The 12739-nt window shown below is 40.5% G+C and carries 18 protein-coding genes; 10 read left to right on the forward strand and 8 right to left on the reverse strand.

What is annotated here, in order from left to right:
• Positions 1 to 15 precede the first annotated feature (15 nt).
• The 4 genes from ybeD (at position 16) to FLM47_RS10240 (ending at position 2307) form a co-directional block, all read left to right on the forward strand.
• Entirely contained in the window at positions 16 to 294 is a 279-nt protein-coding gene (gene ybeD / locus FLM47_RS10225) for a DUF493 family protein YbeD (protein WP_008109437.1), read from the forward strand.
• A 19-nt stretch (positions 295 to 313) separates the two neighbouring features.
• Positions 314 to 967, forward strand: coding sequence for a lipoyl(octanoyl) transferase LipB (lipB, locus tag FLM47_RS10230; protein WP_010388277.1), 654 nt, complete (start codon positions 314 to 316; stop codon positions 965 to 967).
• Positions 964 to 1929, forward strand: coding sequence for a lipoyl synthase (lipA, locus tag FLM47_RS10235; RefSeq protein ID WP_008109434.1), 966 nt, complete (start codon positions 964 to 966; stop codon positions 1927 to 1929). The genes lipB and lipA overlap by 4 nt, the downstream gene beginning before the upstream one ends.
• A 138-nt stretch (positions 1930 to 2067) precedes the next feature.
• Positions 2068 to 2307, forward strand: a complete 240-nt coding sequence (locus FLM47_RS10240; RefSeq protein WP_008109433.1) for a hypothetical protein — start codon at positions 2068 to 2070, stop codon at positions 2305 to 2307.
• A 111-nt stretch (positions 2308 to 2418) separates the two neighbouring features.
• Here the strand turns inward: FLM47_RS10240 and FLM47_RS10245 are convergent, their stop codons facing one another.
• From FLM47_RS10245 to FLM47_RS10265, 5 genes are read right to left on the reverse strand one after another with little or no spacing between them, the layout of a single operon-like run.
• Complete coding sequence (locus FLM47_RS10245; protein WP_008109430.1) at positions 2419 to 3492, reverse strand: phosphotransferase enzyme family protein; 1074 nt, start codon at positions 3490 to 3492, stop codon at positions 2419 to 2421.
• Positions 3493 to 3536: 44 nt separating this feature from the next.
• Complete coding sequence (locus FLM47_RS10250; RefSeq protein WP_138604996.1) at positions 3537 to 4412, reverse strand: NTP transferase domain-containing protein; 876 nt, start codon at positions 4410 to 4412, stop codon at positions 3537 to 3539.
• 15 nt (positions 4413 to 4427) lie between these two features.
• Entirely contained in the window at positions 4428 to 4877 is a 450-nt protein-coding gene (locus FLM47_RS10255; RefSeq protein ID WP_138604997.1) for a flavodoxin, read from the reverse strand.
• Entirely contained in the window at positions 4877 to 5641 is a 765-nt protein-coding gene (gene truC, locus FLM47_RS10260) for a tRNA pseudouridine(65) synthase TruC (protein ID WP_138604998.1), read from the reverse strand. The genes FLM47_RS10255 and truC overlap by 1 nt, the downstream gene beginning before the upstream one ends.
• The gene (locus FLM47_RS10265; RefSeq protein ID WP_138604999.1) at positions 5634 to 5954 is read right to left on the reverse strand and encodes a YqcC family protein; all 321 of its coding nucleotides are present in this window, start codon (positions 5952 to 5954) and stop codon (positions 5634 to 5636) included. Before FLM47_RS10265 ends, truC begins: the two co-directional genes overlap by 8 nt.
• Positions 5955 to 6057: 103 nt before the next feature.
• Between FLM47_RS10265 and FLM47_RS10270 the strand changes: the two genes are divergently transcribed.
• A complete protein-coding gene (locus FLM47_RS10270) occupies positions 6058 to 7086 on the forward strand; it encodes a DUF3549 family protein (RefSeq protein WP_055012793.1) in 1029 nt (342 codons plus the stop codon).
• Positions 7087 to 7386, forward strand: coding sequence for a DUF3301 domain-containing protein (locus tag FLM47_RS10275; protein ID WP_008109417.1), 300 nt, complete (start codon positions 7087 to 7089; stop codon positions 7384 to 7386).
• A 604-nt stretch (positions 7387 to 7990) separates the two neighbouring features.
• Here the strand turns inward: FLM47_RS10275 and FLM47_RS10280 are convergent.
• On the reverse strand, positions 7991 to 8641 hold the full coding sequence (locus tag FLM47_RS10280; RefSeq protein WP_008109415.1) for a GNAT family N-acetyltransferase: 651 nt from the start codon (positions 8639 to 8641) through the stop codon (positions 7991 to 7993).
• 287 nt (positions 8642 to 8928) lie between these two features.
• Between FLM47_RS10280 and FLM47_RS10285 the strand changes: the two genes are divergently transcribed.
• The 3 genes from FLM47_RS10285 (at position 8929) to FLM47_RS10295 (ending at position 10323) form a co-directional block, all read left to right on the forward strand.
• A complete protein-coding gene (locus tag FLM47_RS10285; RefSeq protein WP_010388246.1) occupies positions 8929 to 9162 on the forward strand; it encodes a DUF2789 domain-containing protein in 234 nt (77 codons plus the stop codon).
• A 104-nt stretch (positions 9163 to 9266) separates the two neighbouring features.
• On the forward strand, positions 9267 to 9536 hold the full coding sequence (locus tag FLM47_RS10290) for a hypothetical protein (RefSeq protein WP_054202444.1): 270 nt from the start codon (positions 9267 to 9269) through the stop codon (positions 9534 to 9536).
• A 13-nt stretch (positions 9537 to 9549) separates the two neighbouring features.
• Positions 9550 to 10323, forward strand: coding sequence for a Zn-ribbon-containing protein (locus FLM47_RS10295; RefSeq protein ID WP_178956315.1), 774 nt, complete (start codon positions 9550 to 9552; stop codon positions 10321 to 10323).
• A 53-nt stretch (positions 10324 to 10376) separates the two neighbouring features.
• On the opposite strand, the gene syd is transcribed toward FLM47_RS10295, so the two are convergent.
• Positions 10377 to 10916, reverse strand: coding sequence for a SecY-interacting protein (gene syd / locus FLM47_RS10300; RefSeq protein ID WP_178956316.1), 540 nt, complete (start codon positions 10914 to 10916; stop codon positions 10377 to 10379).
• A gap of 59 nt (positions 10917 to 10975) precedes the next feature.
• Here syd and queF point away from each other — a divergent pair, with 59 nt between their 5' ends.
• On the forward strand, positions 10976 to 11821 hold the full coding sequence (gene queF / locus FLM47_RS10305) for an NADPH-dependent 7-cyano-7-deazaguanine reductase QueF (RefSeq protein WP_010388241.1): 846 nt from the start codon (positions 10976 to 10978) through the stop codon (positions 11819 to 11821).
• Positions 11822 to 11854: 33 nt separating this feature from the next.
• Here queF and FLM47_RS10310 read toward each other — a convergent pair whose 3' ends face one another.
• A complete protein-coding gene (locus FLM47_RS10310) occupies positions 11855 to 12736 on the reverse strand; it encodes a peptidylprolyl isomerase (RefSeq protein ID WP_178956317.1) in 882 nt (293 codons plus the stop codon).
• Positions 12737 to 12739: the final 3 nt, after the last annotated feature.

The following is a 12739-nucleotide window of genomic DNA, read 5'->3' on the forward strand; positions in this document are numbered from 1 at the left end:
TGAGGAGTTCCCGTCGTGGTTGAACCTGTTAAAAACACTAAATTTGATGAGTACCTAGAGTACCCTTGCCCGTTTACATTTAAAATTATGGGTTTAGCAAACGTAAACTTAACTGATCAAATTTTAGAAAAGTTACAACCTATCGCTCCGGGTGATTATGCGCCAAAAGTAAAACCGAGCAGTAAAGGTAACTATGAGTCAGTCACTTTAGTGGCCACAGTAACAAGCGGCAAACACATTGAAGAAATTTACAACGTGATCAGCAATATCGATGACGTGCGCCATATGCTTTAAGCTATAGTTGAGATTTGTTGTGAGCGAAAACACCCTAATCGTACGCCAACTGGGTCGTCAGCGTTACATGCCGATTTGGCAAAAAATGCAAGACTTTACCGACACCCGTGATGAAAATACGCCAGATGAAATTTGGTTAGTAGAGCATGAAAGTGTATTTACCCAAGGCCAAGCCGGTAAAGATGAGCACTTACTCGCCCCAGGTGACATTGAAGTGATTAAAGTTGACCGCGGTGGACAGGTGACTTACCACGGCCCTGGTCAGCAAATGATGTATGTATTATTTAATTTACGACGTTTAAAAATTGGGGTGCGAGAGCTAGTTACTTGGCTTGAAGAGTGCATCATTGAGTCCCTTTCAGAGTTCGCCATAGATGCATACGCGAAAGCGGATGCCCCTGGTGTTTACGTTAACGACAGTAAAATTGCATCTTTAGGTTTACGAGTTCGTCGTGGCTGCTCATTTCATGGCTTGGCATTAAATGTTAATATGGATCTAAGTCCATTTTTACGCATTAACCCATGTGGTTATGCGGGCATGAATATGGTGCAAACTAAAGAACTAAATGGCCCTCAAAACCTTGAAGCTGCAGGTGAAGGGCTGGTAAAACACATGATCAAGAAGCTTAATGCAACACAGGTTAAGCATACTGAAGGGTTTGAAAACGAATGAATAAACCAGTCAAAATGGAACCAGGTGTAAAACTACGCGACGCAGAAAAAATGGCGTTGATCCCCGTTAAAGTTTTACCAACAGAAAAAACCGAAATGCTCCGTAAGCCAGAGTGGCTTAAAATTCGCTTACCCAAGTCAACCGAGCGAATTGACGGCATAAAACAAGCAATGCGTAAGCATGGCCTTCACTCTGTATGTGAAGAAGCTTCGTGTCCTAACTTATCAGAGTGTTTTAACCACGGTACAGCGACCTTTATGATTTTAGGGGCTATTTGTACACGTCGTTGTCCATTTTGTGACGTTGCACATGGTCGCCCATTAAAACCTGATGCCGCTGAGCCTGAAAAGCTGGCACTGACCATTAAAGACATGAAGTTAAGCTATGTGGTTATTACTTCTGTAGACCGTGATGATTTACGTGACGGTGGTGCTCAGCACTTTGCTGATTGTATCCGCGAAATTCGTAAGCATAATCCAGAAATTACCATTGAGATTTTAGTGCCCGATTTTCGTGGCCGTATGGACAGAGCGTTAGAAATTTTAATTGAAACGCCGCCAGATGTATTTAATCACAACCTAGAAACGGCGCCACGTTTATACAAACTTGCGCGCCCAGGTGCTGACTATAAATGGTCTCTTGAATTATTACGTCGCTTTAAAGAAGCCCATCCTGAGGTTAAAACAAAATCAGGCTTAATGGTTGGCCTTGGTGAAGAAATTAGCGAAATCGAGGAAGTACTTCGCGATTTACGTGCTCATAACGTTGATATGCTTACTGTAGGGCAATACCTACAACCGTCTAAGCATCACTTACCCGTTAAGCGTTACGTGCCACCAGCTGAATTTGACGCATTAAAAGAATATGCTGATGAGATTGGCTTTACACACGCCGCTTCAGGCCCGTTTGTACGTTCAAGCTATCATGCAGATCAACAAGCAGCGGGTAAAGAAGTAAAGTAATCTCTCGCAATGTATAAAAAACCGCCATTAGGCGGTTTTTTGTTTTTTAATAGTTATTTTTACTGTTTATAAAATAACGTTAGGTTAAAGCAAGGTTACTTGAGATAATTATGCTTGAACCCATTATTTAGGTTATATATGAAATTATTAGTTCGTAACTTATCACGTGCCACTACTGAGCATGAACTTCGTACGTTATTTACGGCTCACGGTAAAGTGACCACCTGTAACTTGGTACTCGATAAAGAAACAGGCCAATCTAAAGGCTTTGCCTTTGTAGAAATGCCTAATGACATTGAAGTTAAAGGCGCAATTAAAGCGCTTAATCAAACCACAGTAGACAAAAGCAAAATCCGTGTAAAACTAGCGGATGCTTAATAAGTAAAAAATTGAGATGTTGGAAGTTAACACATACTTTCAATGTTTAACCTCAATTTATATTGCTCAAAGTTTTAGTTATAACGCTTTGAGCAATATAATTAATTGGGTTTATACCTGAGTCAAAATCTCCTTTAAGACCTGCTGCTTACTTACTATATCCTTGTATAAGGCAAATTGGTTTTTTGCGCGATCTAAGTTGTGTCTCTTATGCTTAACGCTAAAGTAATTATCACCATCTATATAATCAGTTAAAAAGCGTAAGCCAATCATAAAGGGCATTACTTTAGCACCTAACCAAAAGCTTTGTTTCTCGGCGGGTGTTAATACCCCCTTTAGTGGCTCAACATAGCCTTTAACAATCGCTGCAAAAATATCTTCACGAACACCTACCTTTTCAAGCGCCGTTGAATCTTCTTGCTCTGCAGAGCAAAATGTTCTGACCATATCACCAAAATCGTTAAGCCAATAACCAGGCATACAGGTATCTAAATCTATCACCGCTTTTGCATTATTAGAGTCTAAGCAAAATAGCATGTTGTTTATTTTAGTATCGTTATGGCACACACGAATAGGCACTTTTCCCTCAAGGGCATTAAGCTCATCGATAAGTGAAAGCTGCGACAGGCAAAAATCAACCTCTTCCTGACAATGAGCCAAACGTTTATGAGGATCGGTGCTAACAACTTGCTTGAATACTTCTGCACGCATGGCCAAGTTATGAAAATTAGGAATAACCGCATGTAAATTGTTCGCGTCAAAGTCTTGTAGCGCTTGCGCAAATTGGCCAAATGCATTGGCCGCTGTTTGTGCCTGGCTAGCAGTATTAACCACATCTTCACTATAACTGCCACCAATAAACTCAAGTGCTCGCCAAGTATCATCATCATTATTAACTAAATAGTCATTCTGAGTCGTCGCTACATGGCGTACTATTGCTAGATTGAATTCACCTGCTTGTTGTTTTTTACTTAAGTGTTGCTCTATTAATCGCGCATTATCAACAAGTAACTGTGGTTTTGGAAACACCACCGTATTGAGCTTTTGTACAACCAGTGACCGCTTCGAAGTACTTAATAACATAGTAGTATTTATATGCCCACTGCCTATGGGTTTTATGCTCGCATGCTTCTCGTCAAGGCCAAAACTCTCAGATAAATAAACTTCTATAGGAACTGTATTCATTTTCTACTTCACTCTTTTCGCCCAAGGCGACAATAATTTAATAGCTACGCTTGACGTAATGCGCACAAAGTAGCCGCAATGGTTGTCAGTTCTGATTTATAGGTAACACCAAACCAAGGCTCTTTTGCAGTGTATACAAATACAGGCTGTGCTTTTACATTAATAGCTTTCTGGATTTGATCAGGTAAGAAGTACTCTTGCTGAGTATTCACGTTATATTGCTGTAAAAACGTTTCAAAGCCTTGTTGCAAATAGTCAAAAAAGCAGGGGGTGATCCCCCAAAAACTCATCGAGCCTAGGGAGTTTGGGCTAATTTTATCACGTAAACCCTGTGGGTTATCGCCAAAAATATGCTCAGACTGTTGTTGAATATTCAAATACTCGGTTACGGCAACAAGCTTTCCATCCGCAATTTTACATACCCCACGATTAACACCACCGTGCTCAGAAAGAGTATCAATAATCGGATACCCTACCATTGCCCATTCAGCGCTTCTTTTAAAGTGCTCACTCAGTAATACAAACGAAGATTTGCCATAATAGTCATCGGCAGTGATCACAATAGCGGGGTTATTAATGTGGGCTTTGGCACACAACAGAGCATGACCTGTGCCCCAAGGCTTTACTCGCTGGCAAAGTGTTGCTTTAAATTGTTCGGGCACCTTTTCAATGTGTTGCTCCACCAGCACCACATCAATATCACTAGGTAATCGGGGCAAAATAGTACGCTCTATTTCACTGCGTACCGCTTGGTTTATGATCAGCACCACCTGCGTCACGCCTGCAGCATGCGCATCAATAATACTCAGCTCCATAATAGTGCAATTTAGCCCTGGAATTTCTGCAATTTGTTTATTGCCACCAAAGCGACTACCTAAGCCACCTGCAAGCACAATTAAACTCAGTTTATATTTTTTCATTTAGAGTCTGCGCATTTAAGAGGGTAATTTATCAAGCCAAGTTTGTAACCACGGCTCGGTGACAGGCCAAGGCTCAAAGTCTTCACAGGCATCAATTTCTAGTCGGTTACCCACAGGTTTAGCTTGTAAGTCACGTAATAGTTCATCAAAGCTACGCCCTGCTGCGCAAAACGTATCACCGTAGCTTCTGTCACCCATGGCTACAATGCCAAATGGTTTATTGGTTAACATTGGAAACGTACTGTTAAGCTGATTATAAAGCTCTGCCAAGTTAGCGGGTATATCGCCTTGTCCTGTTGTTGAAGTAACTATTAAAATATGCGTCGCATTTTTTAGATCTTCTAAACTTGGCTCTGCAAATACGCTTACCTGATGGCCAGTTTGCTCTATAGTATCGCTTATTTGCTCACTTAAACGTTCAGCACCACCATACACGCTGCCTACAAAAATACTAATATGTGCCATTAATAATCCTTTTCTTCACTTGGCCACCCTAACTGTTTGCAAATACTCAACATTGCATCACCTAGTAGCGCTTTAATTATTATCGATTCATTACTGTAAGGATGTACAAAACGCAGTTCTGTAGCAAATAACATTAATCGTCTAAGGGAGAAATGCTCTCTAAAAAACTGATTATGCTGGTTATCACCATGGTTAACGTCGCCAATTATCGGTAACGACAAATGTTTTAAATGGCGACGAATTTGATGTTTACGCCCTGTTTTAGGAAAACACTCTACCAAAGAATACCTAACCGTTGGGTATTTTCCTATGGGAATAGGCAACGCAGCTTGGTGCAAACAGTTAAACTGAGTTTGTGCTTCTTGAGCATCTTTATTCTGATCGGCAAATTTATCAGCGATTTTGTCTAGTTCTTCTTTTAACGGTTTATCTAAAAAAACAGATTCAGGCGCAAATCCGCGTACCAAAGCTAAATAACGCTTTGAGATCGTGCCCTCAATAAACAACTGATTCATATCACGCGCGGCTTCTGAGCTTAGAGCAAACAGCAACACACCCGATGTCGGCCTATCAAGACGGTGCACAGGAAACACATGCTGACCGAGTTGATCGCGTAGCATTTGCATTGCAAATTGAGTTTCATGCTTATCTAAAAAGGAGCGATGAACAAGTAAGCCTGATGGTTTATCAATCGCTACATAGTTCTCATCTTGATAGAGAATGTTCAGTTCGCCGTATTCAACTGGCGCTGGACGTTCAGTCATCTGGCTCTCCAAGCAATGAATCTAATTGCGTCAGCAAAGAAATAATCTCTTCGCTTCCGGACTTATCAATGAGTGTCATTTGCGCCATAGGAGCAATCGCAAAATTACGCGGTAACGGTTGTTTCATTGTAATAATCTGTTGAATTTTTTCTATAAATACAAACTGTAACCACTGTTCAAATGCAAGCGTATCATGGCAAAAAGGGACGCTTGAATGCAACAATGCAGAGTCAATCGGCTCATTCTGCCAAAGCTGATACTTTTTAAGTAGCGCAGTTAATTGTGTTAAATAGAGTTGGGTTTGCTCAGTCATAATCACCCTTTACTTTGTATATTGCACAATTATACCCTGTTCCCTCAACAGTCGCTATGGCGTATAATTAGCGTAATTTTGTAGTAAAAACAGTTGGAAATTCATGAGTGAACATATAGCCACATTAGGCCAGCTTTTAGACGGTGCAGGAACTCAATGGCGTGCTTTTGATATTGGCAGGCATATTACCAAGCTTGATAAACAACAATTTTTAGCTGTTGAACAAGCACAAGTTCCTTACCCTTACCCATTAGCAGGCCATGCATGGCTAGCGATTCAATTTTGGGACAGTAAAGCTAGCAAAGAACCCTATGTGTGGTTTTTAAAATTCCCACTTGATGAACAAAGTAAACTCGTTAGTGCCAGCCGCGACCACTTTGCAGACATGGTAATTCAAGCACTAGGAACAGAAATTACCGGCGAACAAGCCGATGGCAAACTCGATAATAACCCTTACGTATTTACTCCTAATGCTAATAAATTAGCGGCGTTTAATGCACAAGTTAAAGTGTTATTAAAACAACCAGCCTCACAGTATTATGAGCATGCCCAGCTTTATTTTAGTGGCCAGATTGGTTTTGATAATTGGCAAAGTGTGGCGCTACAAGGCATTGCTGATTTTGCTTATCGCCTCAACAGTGCTGATAACTTAAAACACTTACACGCTGCGTGGCCTAATTTACCTGTTGAAGTATTACAACCATTAAGCGCAATGCTTGAACACATCGAAATACCACCCACGTTAAGTGAGTTATTGTTAAGTTATGGACAAACCGCCCTTAAGAATAATGATGTGGTTACGGCTTCTGCCGCGCTTCGCGCCATATCATCAGGGCAAGCAACAGGGCTTAGCGCACAACTGGTTGACTGCGCTTTAGAATCTACGCTTGGGCAAGACTCAGACATTTTATTAACTATTGCAGGTCGCTGCTTTAAACAATTAGAAGAGCCACAGCGTTTGCATGTATTTATGGATAACTGTGCGCACCATGAGAAAATAGCTGAGTTATTTCCCAGCATTTTTGCAGATTTAGTTGCAATTCCAACTATTCGCCCACATTTATTAGCATTACTACGTAAAGAAAACAGAAGCGAGACGTTAGCTCGCGCAATTGGAAGGTTATTCTCTTAAATGGCTAGTTTATGGACGTTCATACTTATTGGGGCTGTAATTTATTTTTTTTGGCTAAATCGTAAAATAGCCGAAGCAGCGAACGTTCATGCCAAACGCCAAAGTGAGCAATTGCAGGTACAACTAATGAGTGTGGCTTGTAGCAAGCGTCGGTTTGGCATTTTAAAAAGTGGTAAACCGGGCATGAAAAGCGAATTTATTTTTGAATTTTCAAGCGATGGTGAAAATGCTTATCAGGGAGTGTTAATCATGGAAGATGAAAAGCTAAAAAGTGTGGTTGTGCCACCACATAAGATATAATTTTTGTAAACAAAAAACCAAGGCGTAACCTCAGTTACGCCCTAATTGCCAACATCCTGTAAGGTATCCTTTACCTGATCCTTGTTTATCATCCACTGAACGAGCAAACTACCGTGTTAGCCCTCCATTGCATCCTGCAATATCCTCTTGCCGCCTTGGCCGTCCTGCGTAAACTAACGCTCCTGCAATATCCTATCGCATCATCCTTGGTATCCTTTAAATAGCTCCTAGCTATTTTAGTACTTCATGTACTTCCTGTTTCATCCTTGCATCCGTGTTAACTTGTCCTTTACGCTTCCTGCTAGTCACTACTATGCTGCCTGATTCCATATCCATGGCATTAGCTCAGTCATTGAGCTATGTCGTCTTGACAAAGTAAAGTTTAAACCAAACGGCTGGGTATAATAGTGAGGAAAACTAAAAAATTTAATGTCACAAAATTGAAAAAACTAAAATAGCTATAAATAACAGAAGCTTGATGCTTATAAACGGATAAATAATGGATTTAAACTGACAAAGAGCACACTAATGTAGGATATATCTCACACTGGTGTGCCCGATTTGGAACATAGGCTTACAGATACGCCATTATGAACAACTACCTTTATTGAGCATTAGCAACTTTAAATAGTAATTCACCCTTAACTTGGTTAAATGAAAGTTGTTTAAAGTGCTCAAAGCCTTGCGATTTAAAAAATTTCGTATGCTCGTCACGAGTCACAAATACCGCTATACCAGAAGACTCAGGATTATCGTGTATTAAGCCATCTAAACCTTTAAGTAAAGTGCGACCAAACCCTTGCCCGTGAAAGTGTGGATCAACCGCAATAAACGCTAAAAAGTAATAATTCCCTTGCGGCTTTAAGGCGTCACGAATGGTTTTTTCTTTTTCAATTAATTGATTCGTTTGTAAATAACCTGCACTTAGCATCAGTTTTAATCGCCAATGCCAATAACGCTCAGCTTGTAATTGGCTATTTGACTCAAACACACAGGCAACCGCTTTTAATTTATCATTGCGGTAAAGGCCGATTAAAGGCTGCTTCTCTTGCCAAAAGCTACTGAGCTCTTCACGGATAAGTGCACGTAATTTTTTTTCATAATCGAGCGGGTTGTCTTCGTTATACCCTAGCAGTGTTTGTAAAATAGGATCGTTTTGATATGCCTGATATATCAGGCTGGCTGCTGTGCTTATATCCTCTGGTGCAATATGCTGAACACTAAAGGCGTCTGTCGATTCTGCTGTGGCTGTCATTTTATTTCCTTTGTTATTTTACACCCCCATCGTTACGCCAAGTAACGCATAAGGGATTAATTTTGAACTACAACGATGACCAAATGCTTATATAACTATATACCTAAGTGAGACAAATAAGCGAATTTACATTTTAGTTAGTACGCTCATCCACTGCATTGAGTCAGATCATGCTTTAGCGACTTACTATTGAGTAAATAAAGCATAGATTCAGTAAGGGTTAAACTGGCTAGATATACCATTCCCCCCTAGAGTTAATACATATTAATTCATTTAGGAGCATTATTATGGATACAACAAAACATACTATTAATACCTTGTTCGCCCAACTAGGACTGCCGGATTCGGATGCGCAAATAGATGCATTTATTGCCTCGCACTCCATTGCCGATACAACCTTGTTGCAAGATGCTCCCTTTTGGGATGAAGCCCAACAACATTTTATTGCCGAATCGCTAGCGGTTGATGGCGATTGGAGTGAAGTAATTGATGAACTAGACGTACGTCTTCGTCAAAAATAATTAATTTTATGGCGCATTTTAATGTGCCTTAGCCACTTTATTGATACCATACCCGCTCGCAGCGTCAATGTTGCGAGCTTACTTTATAAAAGAGTTATAATTGAATGAATGCTGCTGTATTTGAAGCTATTAAAGTCCTTCTTGATGAAGGCAAAGTTCCCACTGTTGCACTAACTAAAAGTCGTTTAACAACACCGACCCCAATGCCGGTTATTATTGCTGCGGTGAGTCAATATAAGAATAATCCTGATTCAATTTATAATTTAATGAAAACCCCAAAGCAAAGTGCCAGTAATGAAGGTCAAAACAGCTCTCAATTAGATAGAATTGAGCAAAAGTTAGATCAATTACTTACACTGCTCGCGCCAAAATAATTTGAGACTATAAATGTTTGTTGTTGATTTAACATTTGATTGCTACCAAGACACCACCTTAGAGCAAGCCGAGCAAGCAATAAACCGCTTGGTAAATGCATTACGTTTTAATGGCCAAATCATTGGAGAAGAATTTCCAACGGTGTTAAAAGATGGCTATTTTATAACACGCGTTATGTGTCCGACCGAAGACGCTATGCATCCACTTAACAACAGTGAATTTGTAAAACACAGTGTTGAAAAGCTTCATGATGCAGGCTTGTTAGCACCTAAAGTGAAAATAATAGGTCAAGACATTCATTCAAACGGCGCCGATGGTTGTAAAGAGCCCTCAAGCTATATTTTATATACTACCTATGTGCACACCTGCAGCCCACTGTATTGTGGCGATGACTTTTTACCCGTTCCGCTATTTAATATTCCGGCAATTGCCAATGGCGATTATAAAACCCTGATTAAATGGCAAGAAGATTGGCAAGCATGCGATCAAATTCAAATTAATGGCGCAACTCGCTGTGAATTTCATGCACTAGAGGAAATAGCCAGCACACAAAGTGATTTGTATCGCCGAGGTAAAGATATTAGCAAACGCATCAGCTTTTTAACTAAAAAGCCAGTTTACTATTACTTATACCGTGTAGGTGGGGTTGATAAAACCTCGGAGCTTAAGCGTAAATGCCCAAGTTGCCAAGGTGAATGGAAATTACCTGAGCCGTGGTTTGGTTTATTTGATTTTAGGTGTGAGCCGTGTGGTTTAGTGTCTAATATTTCATGGGATTTTCAATAAATCCCATGAAAAACGAGCGAAGTGTTGCACTAAATAAGTAGCGCCGAGCCCATTTAAACTGTTAATGTAGCAATAAACTCGCTGAGGTTATTAGCCAGCACATGATGCGGTTTTTTACCTACATATTCTAAGCACACTTCCCCTGTTTCCACTAATACCGTAACAAGTAAATCATCTTGATCAGTTAAACCAATAAAAACACTTGGCGCTTGCTTTAGCTTTCGCTTCATTAAAACATGACCCGTGATATTTTGTTGCAGTAAGTCAAAGTCATCCTCATTCCACGCTTGTAATAATTCTACTTGATGACCATCAACGCTGGCTAAAATACTGCCAGCAAACATATGGCCATAAAACTGGTTAAGTTCATCAGGAAATTCAAGCTCTAATGCGTTAGCGAGATCTGCCAAAGAACCTGCAGGCTCTCTCACTATCGCTTGCCATTGAATCATACCGTGCTCATCGGCTGTGCCTATTTCACAAGAGCTTGGCCATTGCTCATCGTGGGCGATGAGTGGCTGCTTTTGTGTATTTTTGATGGTTTTTTCACTAAAGCGTTGGTGAAGTTGGGCTAATTGCATTGCAACAGACATACTGTGAAACTCATTTAATTTAGATATAATGTCCCTATTGTAACTATTTAAGAGCAAACATGACAGATTACAGCAATTCTCCCGATCTTAAAGGCAGCGTACTTGGTCAATCTACTGAGTATGTAGATCAATACACGCCCAGCTTGCTTTTTCCTATTGCTCGCAAGCTTAATCGCGACGCGTTGAGTATTGATGAAGCCGCATTACCATTCAAAGGCCAAGATATTTGGACCGGTTACGAACTATCTTGGTTAAATACCAAAGGCAAACCACAAGTTGCGGTGGCGATATTTACTTTCGAATGTCAAAGTAGTCACATTATAGAGTCAAAGTCGTTTAAGCTTTATTTAAACAGTTTTAATCAAAGCCGCTTTGGTAGTGTTGAAATTGTTAAGCAACATTTAATTGACGACTTATCAAATGCGGTAAACAGCCCGGTAAAGGTGACCTTATACAGCGCTGATGATTATAATTGTATTCCTTGCACACCGCTTCCAGGTGAGTGTATTGATGAGTTAGATATTGAAATAGATAACTACCATATTGATGCACATTCTCTAAAATCACAAAGCGATAAAGTGGTTAGCGAAACCTTGCATAGTCACCTGCTTAAATCGAACTGTTTAATTACTTCACAGCCGGATTGGGCCAGCATTATTATTCGTTATACTGGTGAGCAAGTGTGTCGTGAGTCATTATTACGCTATTTAATTTCGTTCAGGACCCATAATGAGTTCCATGAGCAATGTGTGGAGCGTATTTATAGCGACTTAACCACTCAATTGAATATTAAAGAGCTTGAAGTGTATGCGCGCTATACGCGTCGTGGCGGCCTTGATATTAATCCATATCGCTCAACTCATCATAACGATACCCCTTTTGCGGTAAAAATAAACCGTCAATAAGCTAAGCAAAAAAGGAGCCCGAGGCTCCTTTTTTTAATCGTTAAGTTGCTTAGTTGGCACTGGCATTCCACACACATCAATGTAATTATGGCTATACGCAAACCATTCCTCGCTACGACTACCTCGTGCTGAGATTAACTGTTTAAATGCATCTGAGTCTGTTTTCATTACTTTAAATCGGCTGCTATCGCTGCTAACGTCGGCTAATACTTGTAAATCTGTAATGGGGTTAAACTCGCTACCACCTTCAGGTGTGCGCGCTAGCTGATGAAAATGTGCCATACCTGTAAGTACTCGCCCAAATACGGTGATATTTTTGTCTAAATAACGTGGACCTTGCCCTATGGTGACGAAAAACTCTGTGCTGGCACTATTAATATCGTTGCCGCGCGCCATTGCAAAGACACCATGGCAATGAATTTGCCATGTTTGATCACGCGTTTCATTTTGAGCTACCGCAAAACCATTTAAAAACCCGGTTATTGGTGCATAACCATCTCCACCCATTTCAGTGATCATAAGCGGCTCGTTGGTGGTTAAATAAAACTCGGCAGGTACTGTGCTATTTTTGGTTTTAGTTAACTTTTTACCCGTGCTATCACCACCTTGAGCAACAAACCCTTCCACAAAACGATAAATATGAGTGCCCTGATAAAAGCCCTGTCGTGCCAATTTTTTAATATTAGCACTGTGTTTTGGCGCAAGCGCTGGATTGAGCTCAATATACGCAGCACCGGTAGGTAGGGTTAGTTTTAAAATATTCTCAGGGTCTACCCATCGCCATTGCTCATCTGTTGTAGATGCAATAATCTCACTACTGGTTAGGCTTTTAACCGGCGTTGCTGGCAAAGTGCTTTGCTGGACACATCCGCCGAGCAAAGCCGACGCTATAATAGTGATTACAAATTTTTTCATACC

This window comes from Pseudoalteromonas sp. Scap06 (assembly GCF_013394165.1).
GTDB lineage: Bacteria > Pseudomonadota > Gammaproteobacteria > Enterobacterales > Alteromonadaceae > Pseudoalteromonas.